Genomic DNA, 19,187 nt, shown 5'->3' on the forward strand with positions numbered 1-19,187 from the left:
TTAAAATCGTCTTTTCTGTAATAAGAAAAGGCGATTTTTATTTTCTCCCAAATGGATTTTTATTACAGAATAAATAGGTGATTTTTTTTTTTCGGATAAGACACAAAAAAACTCCCATTGAGAGAATGGGAGTTTTTTTATGCTTTATATTTAATTTTTTAGTGCCCACCGCCTTCACTTTCGACGTGGCTGATACCTTGTTTTTTAAGTATTTGTGGACAGTAGAAACCATAGAATGCTAAATATGCAAAACCTAATAATGGTACAATATAAGAGAAGTGTGTCCATGAGATTCCTAAAATACCTTCTGGTTTTGTAATATCAAAATCACAGATACTTCCTTGAATCAATGGAATAACTCCACCACCAAGAATCATCATGATTAAGAATGAAGAAGCTTTTCCGGTGTTTTTTCCTAAACCAGCAATTGCTAAGTCGAAGATAGAAGGCCACATGATCGATAAAAATAAACCTCCAGAGATAAAGAAGAATTTAGCAATTTCAGGATCTGGCCAAGCTAATCCAGCAATCATCATTGTGATTCCTGAAAGACCAAAAAGCATCAACGTTTTTCCTGCATTTTTTCCTCCTATAAAACTTACTCCAATGAATAATAAAATCCAGATTGGGTAAATGTAAAATGAAGATACATCGTGAGCAGCAAAAATATTAGCACCAATGATTACACCAAATGCAATAGCCGGTACGATGAATTTTAGTGCTGTGTTTACCAATTTTGATGTGTCAAAAACGTTAACACCACCATTCCAACGACCAATCATTAAACTTCCCCAGTAAAGGGCGATAAATGGCGCAACGGCATCTTCTAAAATATTTCCAAATTCGTGAGTATGTAATAACGCTGGTAAATTACTAATAATAGTAACTTCTGTTCCAACATAAATGAAGATCGCAAGCATTCCAAGATATAATTGTGGATAATCAAGGATATTAAAGCTGCTGTGGGCGTCTTTGATAACGGCTTCTTCTAGTTTTTCAGGATCTTCGATTTTTGAGAAGTTCATGAAAATAGCAACTGCGATAAAAGCAAGACCAAGAATAATAAATGGTAATTTGATATCTTCTAAGGAAAGAGCTGTTTTTTTGTTATCTCCCATTCCAAATAAAGCGATACCTAATAAGATAGCTCCAATTGTGGTTCCGAACGAGTTGATACCTCCAGCCAATGTTAAACGGTGCGCTCCGGTTTGAGGGCTTCCCATTTTAATAGCTAATGGATTGGCTACAATTTGTTGAATTGAAAATCCTAAACCAACAGTAAACAAAGCAGTTAAAAAGAATGGAAAGCTTTCCATTGTCGCTGCTGGAACAAATAAAAACGATCCAACTGCTGAAAGAACTAAACCAGCTGAAAGTGTTTTTTTGTATCCAAATTTTTGAAGGACATCTAATTTTAAAGAAACTAAAAAGAAGATAATTGATCCCACAAAATAAGCAGCATAAAATGCCCAGGCTACTAACTGTGATTGTACTTGTGATAAAGTAAATACTTTTTTGAATACTGGTATCAGGATATCATTGGCAGAACCAACAAAACCCCAAAAGAAGAAGACGATTATCAATGAGATAAACTGCCCCCACTTGGTTTGAACATTTTCTGAACTCATAATTGTAATTAAGGTTAATTTTTAATAAAAATTGTTTTTTGAAGACCGTAAATATATTTGTTACGTTAATCAAAAAAAAATTATTGATTGAAAATAATGTTAAATTTAAACCAACAGCGTTATTTATTCAACAATGTGTTAGTTTATACAGAGTTAGAAATGTTAAAGTTTATTCGAAAATTCTGTTTTTTACGTCTTTGCTGTAATTTCTTCCAATTGGTATCGTGTAAGACTGGATTTGAATGCGGTTTCCTTCAATAGATTTTACCTTATTTACAGCAATTACGTACGATTTGTGAATACGCAGAAAACGGTCGCCAGGCAATTCTTCGGATAATGATGTTAATGATTTATGAGTAATATAGGTTTTGTCTGGTGTTACAACTTTGATATATTCCTTCATTCCTTCTATAAAAAGAATTTCTTCAATATTAATTTTCATCATCTTTTTATCGACTTTAATAAAAATATGAGAATCGCCTTTTACAGCATCAATTTTAATATTGTTTTTTAAGTTGTACTCCGTGGTAATCTTGTTGATGCATTTTATAAATCTTGGCAGCGGAATGGGTTTTACAAGATAATCTAAAACATCAAGATCATAACTTTCTGCGGCAAATTCCCTAAAAGCTGTGGTTATAATAACCTTGGTTTTGTTTTCAATAAGACTTATCAATTCAAAACCAGTCATCATAGGCATATTGATGTCTAAAAAAACGGCATCTACAGAAGTGCTGTTTATAAAATCCAGTGCTTCTAAAGAATTATTGAATGTTCCTATAACTTCAAAATCTGTGAAATTAGTAAAATAATTTTGCAGAACTTTAATAGCTAAAGGCTCATCATCAATCAATACGCATCTAATTTTCATTCTGAATTGGTATTTGCAAACGGATTATATAGTAATTTAGTTTTGTTGTGTCTTTTAAACTGAAATGATTTTTGTAAATTAACTTTAGTCTTTTCTTTGTATTAACTAAACCAATACCGCCTTTGGACTTTCGATTTTGTGAAATTACAAAATTATTTAAGATTTCAAAGTACAACATTTTATTGTCGACAACTTTGCAGTTGATTTTGATTTTGAAATTATTGTTGTTAACTCCGCCATGTTTAAAGGCATTTTCAACCAATGAAATAAAAATTAACGGGGGGACAACAACATCTTCAATATTCGATTCTAAATTGATCGTAACTTCAACATTCTCAAAACGTAATTTTTCTATTTCAATATAATTTTGAATGTAATCTATTTCTTTTATCAGCGGTACAAACTTGGTTCCTTTTACATCATACAATACATATTCCATCAAATTGGAAAGTTTGATAATGACATCTGGAACTTTATCTGAAGATTCTAAAGATAAAGCATATAGATTATTTAAAGTATTGAAGAAAAAATGAGGCTGGATTTGATTTTCAAGATATTTCAGTTTGATTTTAAATTGATTTTCTCGTAGCGATCGGTTTCTTTCCCTTTCGCGAAGCCACGTTAATGTAAGATAAACTGAAGAAGCCATTGCAAGTACATACAACTCTCCAATACAAACTGCTACAATATGATTTATTTCAAATGGATGATATTCTCTATTGGCTTCCGGCCAGATATTTTCGGATACTATATAATAGGTAAGAGCAGTTTTTAATAAATAAATTCCGAAAAGACTAACTAATAACGCCAGTGTATAAGTAATGTACTTCTGTTTTAAGACATATTTCGGAACTAAAATAAATAGATTAAAATAAACAAGTGGAATATGAAGCGAAAATTCAATAAGGTTTGATTTAAACGAATAGGGATAGTCGTTAAAATAAGCTCCCCATCGTAAAAAGTTGAGAGTAAAGTAAGTTCCCCAGAACCAAATGTGATTTTGAAGTTTGATGTCAAATTTTAGTTTTTGAATTTCTTTCAACTTTTTCTTTAACTTTTTATTATTTGTTTTGGATGGTTCGAATAGTTGTGCAACTTTACATAATTAGTTGATAAAACGCAATTCTTTTGAAGAAAATTTTGAAATAAAACGATATTGATATTTTATTTAATTGGAATAACGTTTTCGTGAAACATATTGTTGAATGTTTTATGTCGTTTGTTTAAAGATAATGACTGTTTGTATAAAATATTTTTTTTAACAGTACCTTAACAATAAATTTATCCCTAACTAATCAAAACCATGATAAAAATGAAACAAATTATGTTAATCCTTATGATTGCCTTTACGGCGCAGGTTTCGCTTGCACAAGTAAAGACAGTTAAAGGTTTGGTAAGCGATCAAAATGGATTGCCGCTGCCAGGGGTAAGTATTCTTGTTCAGGGTACGAAGACGTCAAGTCAATCCGACTATGACGGTATGTATACGATTCAGGCATCAGCAGGAGATGTTCTGGTTTTCTCGTATATAGGTATTAAAACTAAAACAGTAACAGTTGGGACTTCAGCAACAGTAAATGTAGTGTTGACTCAGGACACACAAAATCTGAATGAAGTTGTTGTTACGGCTTTAGGTATCAAAAGACAAAAGAAAGAACTTGGTTATGCTGTTCAAGATGTAAAAGGTGAACAATTGAATAAGGCAATTACAACCAATGTAACTTCTGCTTTATCAGGTAGAATTGCCGGTGTAGATGTTTCTATACCAGCAACAGGAATCGCAGGAAGTACAAGAGTTATTATTAGAGGTATTTCTAGTATTGGTGAAAGTAACCAGCCTCTATACATTGTAGATGGTGTTCCTATTGATAACTCAGGTTTAAATAACGATCAGGCAGCTACCAGCAAATGGTTTGATGGCCGTGATAACGGAGATGGGATTTCAAGTATTAACCCAAACAACATCGAAAGTTTAACGGTACTTAAAGGAGCTGCTGCTGCGGCTTTATACGGTTCACGAGCTTTAAATGGGGTAGTTTTAATTACAACTAAAAAAGGAAGCAAAGGTAAACTTCGCGTTGAATTAACAAGCGGAGTAAATTTTGACAGAGTAAATGCAAAATACTCTGATTATCAAACAGAATACGGAACAGGATCCAACGGTGCTCTTCCAGATCCTGCAAAAGCACCAACTGAAATTTATGGGTACACTACTAATGCGTGGGGACCTAAATTTTCTGAAAGTGTAGGACAACAGGTTAAAATTTTCGACGGTTCTATGAGACCTTACGCTAGAGTAGAAAACAATATTCAGGATTTCTTTAGAACTGGCTTTACTACTACAAACGGAATTGCGGTTTCTGGAGGTAATGACAGCGGATTTGTGCGTTTTGGTTTCAATAACTTGAAAAACGATGATGTCGTTCCAGGATCTGGATTAGAAAGAAACGACGCGACTTTAAATGCGACTTTAAAATCAGAAAAATTTACGTTAGATGCTAATGTGAATTATATCGCTGAAAATACAAACAATAGACCAGCTTTAGGAGATTCTCCAAATAACGTTGGATATTCATTAAGTGGTTTAGCGCCAAATATTGATCAAGCTTGGCTGAAAAATTATAAAAATCAAGACACTGGACAGATTTATCCATGGAACAACAATGTTTATTTGTTGAATCCTTATTTTGTAACCGAAGAAAATCATAATACATCAGTTAAAAATCGTTTCATTGGAAATGTTACAGGAACATATCAATTGAAAAAATGGATCGCTTTAACTTTTAGAACAGGTCTTGACACTTACAATTTTAGTGCAAAAGATTTCATGGCGGCAGGAAGCACCTGGCCGGGAAGAGATGAAGGCTATCTTGGTTTAAATAATATTAATGTATCTGAAATGAATACTGATATTATTGCCACTTTGAGCGATATTAAGTTAGCAAAAGATTTAACTTTTTCTGGAATTTTAGGTACAGCAAGAAGAGATTTTAGAAGAGAGCAAAATTCAAGATTTGGAACAAAAATTATTGAGCCGGGAACTGAATACATCAGCAACTTTGTAAATAAAACAGAAAACGCTCCCGTTGAAACAAAAACAAGAACAAATTCAGTTTACGGATCTGCGAAATTTGATTACAAAGGGTATCTTTATGCTGAGTTTACAGGAAGAAATGACTGGTTTAGTGTAATTTACAGCGGAGATGAAAGTGCATTTTATCCTGCGGGTTCGTTAGGATTTGTATTCTCTGATGCATTTAACATTCAAAACGATACTTTTTCTTATGGTAAATTTAGAGCATCTTGGGCTCAGGTTTCAAACTCACCAGGGGCTTATAAAAATGCATTAAACTATACTACGTTTTCTTCATATGACGGTCAGAGTGTTGTAAATATTAAAAATACTGCGGCACCAAACCCTAATTTAACTTATCAGTCAAAAACAGGAGTTGAGTTTGGATTTGAAACAGCTTTCTTCAAAAACAGATTAAGAGCAGATGTTACTTTATATCGTGAAGACACATCAGATCAAACACTTGACTTACCTTCATCAGCAACATCAGGATATGAATTTGTTTCTGTAAATGCTGGAAAATTACGTAACGAAGGTATTGAGGTATTCTTATCTGGAACTCCAATAAAAACAAACAGTTTTGAATGGGGAATTGATTTGAACTTCTCAAAAAACAAAAACTCTATCATTTCATTGCATCCAGACATTAATACCTATACAATATCCGAGGCTCGTTGGGCTGGAGCAGCTGTTGTTGCGCAGGTTGGCGGCCAATACGGAACTATTATGGGTAGAGATTTCTTAAGAAATGAAAATGGAGAAAAAGTAGTTGCGGCAAATGGTTTACCATTGTTTACAGATGAAAAAGTAGCCTTAGGAAAAGGACTTCCTGATTGGGCTGCTGGTTTAACGAATAGATTTACTTACAAAGGAATCACGCTTCAATTCTTAATTGATATGAAATTTGGTATGGATGTATATTCTATGACGAATTCATTGGCGGCAACAAAAGGACTTTTGGATGTAACTACTGATGGTAGAGATGCTTACAATCATGCAAGAGCAGAAGCAATTGCAAATGATCCTAACTTTAGCCAGTCTACATGGGTTCCAACAGCTGGATATGTGGCAGAAGGTGTTGTAAATACAGGAACAGCAGCAAATCCGGTTTATGTAAAAAATACAAAACCTATTAATCCACAAGATTACTGGAATACAGTATTTAACAACTCACCAGCGCCATTTGTTTACGATGCATCTTATGTGAAATTAAGAGAGGTAAGTTTAGGATATACTATTCCTTCAAGTGTTTTCGAAGGAGCAAAAATAAGTTCAATTTATGTTTCGGCATTTGCAAGAAACTTGTTGACTTTCAATAAAGATCTTCCAAATATTGACCCAGAATCAATGTATACTTCTGGAAACGGACAAGGTTTTGAATATGGTTCATTGCCATTTAGACAATCTTACGGTTTTAATATTAAAGTTGCATTCTAAAAAAAGAAATTATGAAATTTAATCAAATAATTATAGCCGTACTCACATTGTTTATTGCAGTAGGCTGTACCGATAATTTTGAAGAACTGGAGAAAGATCCGGTTGCGTTGTCAGCAAATCCAGCTGGGCAGCTTACCTTCACCCAATTATGTATGTCGGGTGATGGATTTTACCAATGGAGAGCCAATTTAATTTATTCAGGAGGCTTTGTGCAGCATTATGCAGGTGCTTGGAACGTAACTGAATTTGGAAGCAAATTCAAAAAAGACGATGGATATGCAACCGCTCTTTGGAGAAATGGGTATCAAAACGAATTAAAAAACGTGGTTGATATTCTTGAAAAAACAAATGGCGATCCAGCAGCTGTCAACATGAATGCCGTTGCTAAAATTATGAGAGTAATGGTGGCGCACCGTATTACGGATTTGTATGGAGATATTCCTTACTCTGAAGCTGGTTTAGGTTTTTCAAAAGGAATTGTAACTCCTAAATATGATAAACAAGAAGATATTTATGCTTCATTTTTTCATGATTTAGAAGAAGCTTATAATCAATTAAATCCGAATGGTGGCTCTGTAAAAGGTGATTTATTCTACAAAGGAGATATTTCTAAATGGAAAAAATTAGCCAATACATTACGCTTACGTTTAGGTATGAGACTTTCTGAGGTAAAACCAGCAGAAGCAGAAAAACAAGTGAAAGCAGCTTTACAAGCAGGTGTTTTTGCAAGTAACGATGACAACTGTATAATGCACCATTTAGATGCTACTTTTAATGATGATCCAGCATCAATCGATTTTAGAGGAAATGGATTAGCTTATGCACTTGTAGGAAATGAAAATGGAGATCATTTTAGTACTTTGGTTATTGACTTTTTAAGAGATAACGGAGATCCTAGATTACCAATGTATGCAACTCCAAAAACAACCAGCAGTCTTGCTTGGGGAGCGCCATTACAGCCGGGAGAAACACCTTATGAAGGCGTAAAACCAGGACTTTTTCAGTGGGAAGTTCCAATGGGAGCAAGTTCGACTTCTGGAATCCAATCGTATTTCAAACAAAAAACAACACCATTTTTACATGTAAGTTATTCAGAAACACAATTACTGCTTGCAGAAGCGGCATTTAGAGGATGGGTTTCAGGTTCAGCAGCAGATTATTACAGAAAAGGAGTTGAAGCAGGTATTAAGCAATTAGAGATTTACGGAGCAACACCAGCAACTCAAGCTGCTATTGACACGTATTTAAATGCTAAACCTTTGGTTGCAGGACAAGAGAAAAAACAAATTGCAACACAATTATGGATTACTTATATCTTTAACAGTATTGAAGCGTATTCAAACTGGAGAAGAACAGGATTCCCTGTGTTGATTCCAATTACAAATCCAGATTCTGAAACAGGAGGAATTACACCAAAACGTTTGTATTATCCTAATGATGAAATGCAGAAAAATGAAGCAAATTATTTAGAAGCTTTATCAAGAATGGGAGGTAAAAATGATTGGTTGAATAAAGTTTGGTGGGATGCCAATTAAAAAATCCTAAAAAAATATAGAGTTATGCCTAATAAGGTGCTATTTTCATTCTAATTAAAATTTAAAAAATTATGATAAAAAATAAAGCCTTATTAGGCATCCTTTTTTATATCAGTTCTCTTTTTTCAGTTTACAGTTGTACAACTCAAAAAGATGATAATCCAGAAGAATCAAAAACAAAAACAGCAAGAGTTGTTGGTTATTTATCATCGGATAGTTTTGACAAAATGACCTCTATTGAATATTGTAAATTGACACACTTAAATATTGCTTTTGCAAATCCGGATAAAGACGGAAATTTGATTTTCAACGGAAATATTGATGCTGTGATTCAATACGCAAAATCAGTGAATCCTAATATTAAAATTTGTATTTCTCTGGCAGGCGGAGTTATATCGCAAGAGCAAGTTGCAAATTGGTCGGCACTAATTGATAAATCAGAAAACAGACCCGCTTTTATTCAGCATATTATTCAGTTTACCGAAATTCACAAATTAGACGGTGTTGATGTTGATCTCGAATGGGATGCTGTTACAACAGGCTACAGCGGTTTTGTAACCGAATTGCGAAAAGCTCTTCCAATAAATAAGCTGTTAACGGCTGCATTACCCAATAATACCCGATTTGTAAACATAAGCAACTCGGCTCTTAATGCTTTTGACTTTTTAAACATTATGGCTTATGACAGCACTGGACCTTGGAGTCCAAACAAAGTGGAGCAGCATAGTTCGTTTGATTTTGCAAAAAATGGTATCGAATTTTGGCACAAACTTCAAAGTGTACCTTCAGAAAAACTAACACTTGGTGTTCCCTTTTATGGATACAATTTTACATTTACGCCTGTTACAAGTTCAACATACGGAGACATAGTTGTCGCAGGAACACAATTAGCAGATCAGGACGAATTAGGTAAGTTGTATTATAATGGTAGACCTACAATTGCTCGGAAAGTTGAATATGCTTCTGAAAATACGGGAGGAATAATGATATGGGAACTTACCCAAGATTCATTTACTGAATATTCTCTCTTAGATGTTGTTCACAAAAAATATACAGCATTAAAAACAAAAACATCAGGATTGTGCGGTAATTAAAATTTCTTAAAATTATTTAAAAACAGAAGCATTTTCATCTTTTAATATTAACAAATTAAAAGACGAAAATGCTTTTTAATTTTATAAAACCCAGATTTATAGCTTTTTATTTTTATTTAAAAATTATCAATAAAAAACCTTAAACATTGATATAATTTGTTACAAATAGATAAAATGATGCTTTTTATAGAATGGAAAACGTTTTCGCGTAACGGATTATTGAATGTTTTATGTCGTTCGTTTAAAATATGATGCAGTTTGTATAATATATTTTTTTTAACAATCCCTTAAGAATAATTTTACCTCATAACTAACAAAATAAATAAACATGAAAAAAATTTTCTTAATCTTTATGATTGCTTTTACGGCGCAAGTTACGCTTGCACAAGTAAAAAGTATCAAAGGTGTGATTACAGATGCTGATGGGATGCCATTACCAGGGGCGTCTGTTGCTGTGCAGGGAGGTCAAAAGGGAGCTACGACAGATTTTGACGGATTGTACTCTATTGAAGCACAAAAAGGCCAGACATTAGTTTTTAGTTATGTAGGTCTTGAAACACAATCAATAGTTGTAGGAGATGCTGCTACAATTAATGTAAAAATGCAACAAGCAGCTTCAAATGCTCTTAACGAAGTAGTAGTTACTTCTCTGGGTATTAAGAAAACAAGAAAATCTTTGACTTATGCGGCTCAGGAGCTTAAAGGAGAAGAGTTAACCAGAGTTAGAGATGTAAACGTTATTAATACAATAGCAGGTAAAATTGCCGGTGTTGCTGTAACTAAAAGTTCAAGCGGTACAGGAGGATCTACAAAAGTTGTAATTAGAGGTAACTCTTCAGTTTCTAATAATCAGCCTTTGTATGTAATCGACGGTATTCCATTGTATAACGGTACTTCTGGACAACCAAACGATTCTTTTGGTAGTACTTCTACTGGTAACCGTGATGGTGGTGATGTTGTTTCATTAATAAACCCAGATGATTACGAAGGAATGACAGTTTTAAAAGGTGCTGCAGCATCTGTTCTTTACGGAAGCCAAGGAGCAAACGGAGTTATCTTATTATCTTCTAAAAAAGCAAAAGCAGGTCAGCCAACAATTACAGCATCATCTGTAACTACTTTCGAAACAGCTGCTTATTTACCAAAATTCCAATCTGATTATGTTGCTGCGACTGGGGCTGATGAAAGCTGGGGAGCTAAGCAAAAAACAAAAGATCACGTAAAAGACTTTTTCGAAACAGGTAATACTCAAATTACTTCAGTAGGTTATTCAACTGCAGCTGAAAATTCTTCTACAGCATTTACATACGCAAACACATCTGGTTCAGGAGTAATGCCTGGAAACAGTATTAAGAAAAATAACTTTGGTATTCGTCAGACAGCAAAATTCTTTGATGATAAATTAAATTTTGCTGCAAACGCAAACTATACTACACAAACTATCATAAACAAACCAGTTAACGGTTTCTACTTTAACCCTTTAACAGGTGTTTATTTAATGCCAAGAGGAAACGATTTCAACTACTATAAAAACAATTTTGAAGTTTTTAATGCTAACAGAAATTTAATGGCTCAAAACTGGATGACTAATAGAGATATTATGCAGAATCCATATTGGGGAATCAACAGAAATAAATCTGAAGATGATAATAATTTCTTCAACGGAGCATTATCATTAACTTATAAAGCGAACAATTGGTTAAGTATCGCTGCCAGATATAGTTATAATAGAATTGAAAGTGCTTTTGACAAAAAAATCTATGCTACTACACAAGGAACAATTTCTCACGAAAATGGTAGATATTATGTAGAAAATGCTTTAAGTACACAACGTTATGGAGATTTAATTGCTACAATTAACACAAAATTTGGTGACAACTTTAGTTTTAATGCCAATGTTGGTACCAGTATTAATAACACTTTAGGAAATCAAAAAACAATTCTTGATTCTGGAATTGGAGGAGGTTTAAAATATGCTAACTGGTTTACATTACAAAACTTCAACAACAATTCTGGAAACTACCAGACAATTGATTCAAGAAAAGAAGTACAGTCAGTATTTGCAGCTACAACATTTGGATACAAAGACATGTTATTCTTAGATCTTGCGGCAAGAAATGACTGGTCATCAACTTTAGCAAATACAGGTTCTGCAAGTTATTTTTATCCATCTGTTGGGGTAACAGCTATCATTAGTGAAATGACTAAGTTACCTGATTTTATTAACTATGGTAAAGTTCGTGCTACATATGCTGAAGTAGGTAATGATATTTATCCTTTCGTAACAGTTCCAACTTACTACTATACTCCAGGAGTAACGGATCCAAAACCAAAAGTGGCTCCAAAAGAAGGAACTACATTAAAGCCTGAATTAAAATCAGAGTATGAACTTGGTACAGAGTGGAGAATGTTCAATAACAGATTCACTTTTGAGTTATCATACTACAATTCAGAAACTAAAAACCAATATTTACAAGTTGTTGCTCCAAAAGGAAATGCATTAGGAGTAGATTTCTACGGAATCAATGCAGGAAGTATCGAAAACAAAGGTTTTGAAGCAGTTGTTACTGCGGGAATTTTTAGAGGAGATAAATTCTCTTGGGATTCAAGCGTAAACTTCTCACAAAACAAAAATAAAGTAAAAGAAATTCCAACAGAATTAGGAGGAAGAGTAAACTTAACAGAAGCAGGTGTAAACAGTTACAGATATGCATTAATTGAAGGTAGACCGTTTGGGGTTATTGAAGGTATCAACATCAAAAAAGATGCTCAAGGCAGAATGTTGTTAAACGATGACGGAACTATCCAGAAAACAGATTTCCAAGAAGTTGGAAACTCTAATCCAGATTTCATGTTAGGTTTTTCTAACTCATTTAAAATTGGTTCATTCTTCGCTAACGTATTAATCGATGGTCGTTTTGGAGGAGAAGTAATGAGTTTAACTGAAGCACAAAATGACTCTTTCGGGGTGTCTAGAGCTACTGGAGATGCAAGAAATGCAGGTGGTGTAAAAGTAAATGCGGTGAGAGCTAGTGACGGAACTGCAGTTTCTACAATGGATGCTCAATTATATTATACTCAAGTGGGTGGTAGAGCAGGTATTACTGGTGAGTATGTATATGATGCAACAAATGTAAGTGTGAGAGAAGTTTCTATCGGATATAATTTCAATGCTAAAAAATTACCATTTATTAAAACGGCAAGCGTTTCTTTAATAGCTAGAAACCTATTCTTTATCTATAAAGATGCTCCGTTTGACCCAAACATTGCATTAAGTACAGGCGAAGGATTACAAGGTGTTGATATTTATGGATTACCATCTACAAGAAGTATCGGGCTTAATTTAAATGTAACATTCTAATTTTAAAAACATGAAATTAAATACTATTAAAAGAACAGCTATCTGTATATCATTACTCGCAGCAGTTGGGTGTACAGGTGATTTTGAAGATATTAATACCAATCCTAATGGTATTACACCTGAACTATTTGAACAAGACTTCAATCATATTAAAGGAGGTTTTGCTCCAATGTTTAACAACATTTATGTATACACTCCAGAATGGGTTTACCAGTTACAGCAAAACTTAAACAGTGATATCTGGTCTGGTTACATGGCAACTCCAACAGGTTTTGCTGGAGGAATTAACAATACCACTTATTCATTAGTTGATGGATGGAATGGATTTATCTGGGATTATGCATACAGTAACGTAATGTTTAATGCTTACGATATTGCACAAAAATCAAAAGGGAAGTACGATCAGTTTTACGCTCTTTCATTGATTTTAAAAGTTGAAGGAATGCACAGATTGACAGATACTTTTGGACCAATCATTTATTCTAAATTTGGATCAACTGAATCAACAATTGAATACGATTCTCAAGAAGAAGTATACAACCAAATGTTTAGTGAGTTAGATTTTGCTGTTGCAGAATTAACAAAAAGAGTCGATGCCGGAGAAGCTTCAAGCTTTACATCAACGGATTTATCTAACTACAAAGGAGATTATAAAGCTTGGGTAAAATTTGCAAACACATTACGTTTAAGATTAGCAATGCGTATTGTAAAAAAGAATCCGGCACTAGCAAAAACGCAAGCTGAAAAAGCCGTGGCGCATAAATTTGGAGTTTTCACAACAAATGCTGATTTATTTAAAATCGTATCTCCAGTTTATACAAACCCACTTGCAACCATTAGTGGCGCATGGTTAGACATTAGAATGTCGGCTGATATGGAATCAATTTTAGGAGGATATCAAGATCCAAGAATCGAATCTTATTTTGATGTTTCAACTCAATTCCCTGGACAGTATAAAGGAGTTCGTACTGGTATCGATATCGCTGCTAAGTCAGATCACCAAGATTTTTCTGGACTTGGAGCACTTATTAGATCAAAAGAAGTTATTTTAATGACTACTGCAGAAGCTTATTTCTTAAGAGCTGAAGGAGCATTAAGAGGATGGAATATGGGAGACAATGCTGAATCTTTATACAAAAAAGGAATTACAGCTTCTTTCGAACAGCACGGAGCTGCAGGAGCCGCAGCATATATCGCAGATAATGTAAAATTACCAAAAGCCTATGTAGATCCAAACTTCCCAGTAAACAATTCACTTGCAGTAAACAATATTACTGTTGCTTGGGACGATCTTGCTACAAATGAGGTTAAATTACAAAAAATTATCACTCAAAAATGGATTGCAGGTTTCCCTGAAGGACAAGAAGCATGGTCTGAATACAGAAGAACTGGATATCCTAAATTATTCCCAGTGCTTAAAAATTATAGTGGAGGATCAATTACAACTCAGTATGGTGTAAGAAGAATTAACTATGTTCAATCTGAAAAAGCAGGTAACTCTGGTGGTGTTGCTTCTGGAGTATCAAAACTTGGCGGACCTGATAATGGTGGAACAAGAGTTTGGTGGGATGTAAATGCTCCTAACTTCTAAAAATAAAATAGATTACAGATTTTAAGTTTGGTTAGAAAATGGTGCAAGTATGAAAATTGCTTGCGCCATTTCAAAAACCAAAATTGTACATACCAAAAAAAGAAAAAAATGAAAAGTGCCTTAGAAATAAAACCTGATATCAGCTATAAGAGCGCCGGTAAATTTGAAGAAACAAGATTTGAAAAAATTCACAACGAAATCTTCAAGAGTTCTGCTGAAGCTTCGGTAATTGTTGCGCAGGAAATCGCTCAATTAATTAGATCTAAGCAGGAAAAAAATAAATCTTGCGTGCTTGGTTTAGCAACAGGATCTTCTCCTATAAAAGTATACGAGGAGTTAGTTAGAATGCACAGAGAAGAAGGACTAAGTTTTAGCAATGTAATCACTTTTAATCTGGATGAATATTATCCAATGAATAAAGAGAATAATCAAAGCTATCATTATTTCATGCATCAGCATCTCTTTAATCATATTGACATTAACCCTGAAAATATTAATATTCCTGATGGTACAGTTTCAATTGAAGAATTGAATCAGTATTGCATCGACTATGAAATGAATATTAAACAAGCCGGTGGACTTGATTTTCAGTTATTAGGAATTGGTCGTACGGGTCACGTTGGATTTAACGAACCGGGATCTCACATCAATTCTGGAACAAGAATTATTACTCTGGATCATATTACGAGAGTCGACGCTTCTTCTGATTTTAATGGTATTGATAACGTTCCAAAACGTGCCATTACCATGGGAGTTTCTACCATTATGAGATCTAAGAGAATTGTATTAATGGCTTGGGGGCAAAACAAAGCCGATATCATCAAAAGAACTATTCAAGGTGATATTAGCTCTGAAGTACCTGCTACCTTTTTACAAAATCATCCAAACGCAACTTTCGTTTTGGACCAGTCAGCCGCATCAGAGCTAACACGTTTTAAAACACCATGGCTTGTTGGAGAATGTATATGGACACAAGAATTAAAAAGTAAAGCAATTGTTTGGCTTTGCCAGAAAACCAAACAATCTATTTTAAAATTGACAGACCGTGATTACAACAACAACGGAATGTCTGATTTACTGGCACAGGAAGGTTCTGCCTACGATATGAACATCAATATGTTTAATATCCTGCAGCACACTATTACTGGATGGCCGGGCGGAAAACCAAATACAGATGATTCGCATCGACCTGAAAGAGCTAATCCTGCTAAAAAACGAGTGATTCTTTTCAGTCCGCATCCAGATGATGACGTGATTTCGATGGGAGGAACTTTTTCAAAATTGATAAAACAAGGCCACGATGTACATGTTGTATATCAAACCTCTGGAAATATTGCCGTTACTGATGACGAAGCTTTAAAATTTGCTGAAGTATGTAATGATTTTGTAGGCGCAGATCTGCCAAAGGACATCAACTTCAAATCAGTAATTGAGTTTTTGAATAACAAATCAGAAAATCAAATCGATTCTCTTGAAGTTCGAAAATTAAAAGGATTAATCAGAAGAAGAGAATCGTATGCTGCAACAAGATATATCGGATTAAAAGATGAAAATACACACTTTTTAGACCTTCCGTTTTATGAAACCGGACAAGTTAAAAAGAATCCGCTTGGGCCAGAAGATATTGCAATTGTAAAAGAAATTATTGCCAGAATCAAACCGCATCAAGTTTTCGCAGCTGGTGATTTGGCTGATCCGCACGGAACTCATGAAGTTTGCTTAAATGCCATTTTTGCAGCAATGAAGGAATTAAAACCAGAAAAATATATGGATGACTGCTGGTTATGGCTTTATAGAGGAGCTTGGCATGAGTGGGATATACATGAAATCGATATGGCAGTGCCGCTTTCTCCATCAGAAGTATTATTGAAACGCCACGCTATTTTATACCATCAGTCTCAAAAAGACAGGGTTATGTTTCAAGGAAATGATTCTCGAGAATTCTGGGTTAGGGCAGAAGACCGAAATAAAAATACAGCCATTTTATACGATGAATTAGGATTGGCTGAATATGAAGCTATTGAAGCTTTTAAACGTTTTGATTATTAAAGTTGTTTTAAAACCGATTCGGGTGAGAGCGAATCAAACTGCAAAATTCAGATCGACCTCAGAACAAGTAGTGAGGTAAACTGAAGTCTTTCTGAGTTTTGTTTTTTATCTAATTTACAAGGATACTCTTTGAAGTGTCCAGCCAAAAAAAAGAAGAATGAAATATTTATTTGTACTACTATTAGCGGGTGTAACTGCCAGTGCTCAAGTTCAAAAAGAGCAGCTAAATTTAATGCCATGGCCTCAAAATGTTGTTGTAAACGAAGGGAATTTTACTGTAACTAAAAACTTTAGAGTAAACATTTCTGGAAATCCAAACCCAAGAATTTTTGGTGGGGTAACTCGTTTTCTGCGCCGGTTGGATGGTAGGACAGGTATTTTTTTCGAACAAGGTTTTATTACAAAATTAAACGAATTCCCTAATGCAGAATTACAAATAAACTGCGATAAAAACGGAAAGATAGGTCTATATGAAGACGAAAGTTATCATTTAGATATCCAGAAAAATAAAATAACAATTAATGCCACCAGCGATTTAGGTGCTCTGCATGCATTAGAAACTTTGTTGCAGTTGCTGCAAAATGACAGTAAATCATTTTACTTTCCAGTTTCTAAAATTTCAGATTTTCCAAGATTTACTTGGAGAGGTTTAATGATTGATGCTTCAAGACACTTTCAGCCAGTTGATGTCATCAAAAGAAATTTAGATGGATTAGCAGCCATGAAAATGAACGTTTTTCATTGGCATTTAGTGGATGATCAAGGATGGAGAATAGAAACCAAAAAACATCCAAAGTTAATAGAACTCGCTTCGGATGGATTGTATTACACACAGGAAGAAATTAGAAATATCGTAAAATATGCCGATGAGCGCGGTATTTTAATAGTTCCAGAAATAGATGTTCCAGGTCATGGATCGGCAATACTTACGGCTTACCCAGAAATAGGAAGCAAAGTGATTACACTGACTGGAGGAACAGCCGAAAAAAATATTGAAGGTACCGCAATCAGTACCTATGGAATTGAAAGAAATGCTGGGATTTTTTCACCAACATTAGATCCTTCAAATCCTAAAACGTATAAAATTTTAAGTGAACTTTTTGATGAGGTATGCCCATTATTTCCTGGAGCTTATTTTCACATTGGGGGTGATGAAAATGAAGGGAAAGACTGGGATGCCAACCCAAAAATTCAAGAATTCAAAAAGAAACATAATTTAAAAACCAACCACGAATTACAAACTTATTTTACCATGCAGCTGGCACCAATGCTTAAAAAACATGGAAAACAGTTAATGGGATGGGAAGAAATTTTAACCAAAGACCTTTCAAGAGAAGCGATTGTACATTCATGGAGAGGACCAAACGAAGGAGTTGCCGCTGGCCAATCGTTAGTTGATGCTGTAAAAAAAGGTTATAAAACAGTTCTTTCAAATGGTTATTATATTGATTTAATGTATCCCGTAGCAAGTCATTATTTAAATGATCCAATGCCGAAAGGTGCCGATTTATCTGCTGAGGAAAAAGCTAGAATTTTAGGCGGTGAAGCCACAATGTGGACAGAACTAACTACGCCAGAAACTATTGATTCTAGAATTTGGCCAAGAACAGCGGCAATTGCAGAAAGACTTTGGTCAGCAGAAAACATTACCGATTTAGCAAGTATGCGTAAACGTTTGGATAATGTTTCGTTTAGACTAGAAGAATTAGGTCTTACACACCTTAAAAATAAAGATGTAATTCTTAGAAATATTGCTAATAACCAAAACATAAGTTCACTAAATGAATTTACAAATGTATGTGAACCATTAAAAGGATATACAAGAAATAAAGGAGGTACAGAATACCAAATGTATTCACCATTTACCCTTTTTGCAGATGCTTGTACGCCAGATGCCAAAGATTCACTTGCTTTTAATGAAGCAGTAAATCAGTATTTAGCAAACAAAACACCAGAAAACAAAGCAAAAGTGGCAGCATTTTTTAATAAATGGATTGCTCTTCATAAAGAATTGATTGATTTAGGAGCCAATGCTCCATTAGTGCAGCCAATTCTGCCTTTGTCAAAAAAATTAAGTGATGCATCGCACGAATTATTACTGGTTTTAGAAAACAAATCAACTTTGAAAACAGCTGATTTAAAAAACCTGATTGAACAATGCAATACAAAAGATCATGCTGACGTAGAATTATCAGTTTATGAAAGTTTAAAGAAACTAATTTAGAATTTTGGTTGAGTTAGTGTTTAGTAGTTATCCATTGATTTAGTCTTTAATTATCTCTACTGTATTCTGCAGTAGAGATAGTTATGGCTAGATTTCAAAAAAACGAAAAACACTCAACAAAAAATCAAAACGAAAAATATAAGCCCTTGAAATAATTTATTAACCCTTAAAAACCAAATAAAAAGAATTCCACAAAACATGACAAACGAGAGTATAGATTGATGAGTAGTCCCAAATTTATCATTTGTATTTACGATTAATTTTTAGAATTATAAATAAATATCAATCACTGCTATTTGCTAATGATTACGAATGAATCAGAAA

10 protein-coding genes are annotated in these 19,187 nt (G+C 34.1%); 7 read left to right on the forward strand and 3 right to left on the reverse strand.

From position 1 onward, the window contains the following. Window positions 1–158 precede the first annotated feature (158 nt). From P2W75_RS19910 to P2W75_RS19920, 3 genes are all read right to left on the reverse strand, one after another. Window positions 159–1,628, reverse strand: coding sequence for an MFS transporter (locus P2W75_RS19910; protein ID WP_207295453.1), 1,470 nt, complete (start codon window positions 1,626–1,628; stop codon window positions 159–161). 169 nt (window positions 1,629–1,797) lie between these two features. Then, the gene (locus P2W75_RS19915; RefSeq protein ID WP_207295454.1) at window positions 1,798–2,499 is read right to left on the reverse strand and encodes a LytTR family DNA-binding domain-containing protein; all 702 of its coding nucleotides are present in this window, start codon (window positions 2,497–2,499) and stop codon (window positions 1,798–1,800) included. Next, the gene (locus P2W75_RS19920; protein WP_207295455.1) at window positions 2,489–3,541 is read right to left on the reverse strand and encodes a sensor histidine kinase; all 1,053 of its coding nucleotides are present in this window, start codon (window positions 3,539–3,541) and stop codon (window positions 2,489–2,491) included. The genes P2W75_RS19915 and P2W75_RS19920 overlap by 11 nt, the downstream gene beginning before the upstream one ends. Window positions 3,542–3,811: 270 nt before the next feature. Between P2W75_RS19920 and P2W75_RS19925 the strand changes: the two genes are divergently transcribed. The 7 genes from P2W75_RS19925 to P2W75_RS19955 all read left to right on the forward strand — a co-directional run bounded on the left by P2W75_RS19925 (window position 3,812) and on the right by P2W75_RS19955 (window position 18,863). Further along, a complete protein-coding gene (locus tag P2W75_RS19925; RefSeq protein WP_276381808.1) occupies window positions 3,812–7,009 on the forward strand; it encodes a SusC/RagA family TonB-linked outer membrane protein in 3,198 nt (1,065 codons plus the stop codon). 11 nt (window positions 7,010–7,020) lie between these two features. Then, entirely contained in the window at window positions 7,021–8,544 is a 1,524-nt protein-coding gene (locus P2W75_RS19930; protein ID WP_207295457.1) for a SusD/RagB family nutrient-binding outer membrane lipoprotein, read from the forward strand. Window positions 8,545–8,615: 71 nt separating this feature from the next. Continuing rightward, entirely contained in the window at window positions 8,616–9,638 is a 1,023-nt protein-coding gene (locus tag P2W75_RS19935; RefSeq protein ID WP_276381809.1) for a glycosyl hydrolase family 18 protein, read from the forward strand. Between the two features lie 328 nt (window positions 9,639–9,966). Continuing rightward, window positions 9,967–12,999, forward strand: a complete 3,033-nt coding sequence (locus P2W75_RS19940) for a SusC/RagA family TonB-linked outer membrane protein (protein ID WP_207295459.1) — start codon at window positions 9,967–9,969, stop codon at window positions 12,997–12,999. 10 nt (window positions 13,000–13,009) lie between these two features. Further along, entirely contained in the window at window positions 13,010–14,590 is a 1,581-nt protein-coding gene (locus P2W75_RS19945; RefSeq protein ID WP_276381810.1) for a RagB/SusD family nutrient uptake outer membrane protein, read from the forward strand. A gap of 108 nt (window positions 14,591–14,698) precedes the next feature. After that, window positions 14,699–16,639 (forward strand): glucosamine-6-phosphate deaminase, encoded by a 1,941-nt coding sequence (gene nagB / locus P2W75_RS19950; protein WP_207295461.1) that lies wholly within the window; start codon window positions 14,699–14,701, stop codon window positions 16,637–16,639. Between the two features lie 157 nt (window positions 16,640–16,796). Beyond that, window positions 16,797–18,863 carry a beta-N-acetylhexosaminidase gene (locus P2W75_RS19955; protein WP_276381811.1) on the forward strand — a complete coding sequence of 689 codons (2,067 nt, stop codon included), beginning with the start codon at window positions 16,797–16,799 and terminating at the stop codon, window positions 18,861–18,863. Window positions 18,864–19,187: the final 324 nt, after the last annotated feature.

The sequence above is a fragment of the Flavobacterium sp. H4147 genome, from assembly GCF_029360735.1.
GTDB classification, from domain to species: domain Bacteria; phylum Bacteroidota; class Bacteroidia; order Flavobacteriales; family Flavobacteriaceae; genus Flavobacterium; species Flavobacterium endoglycinae.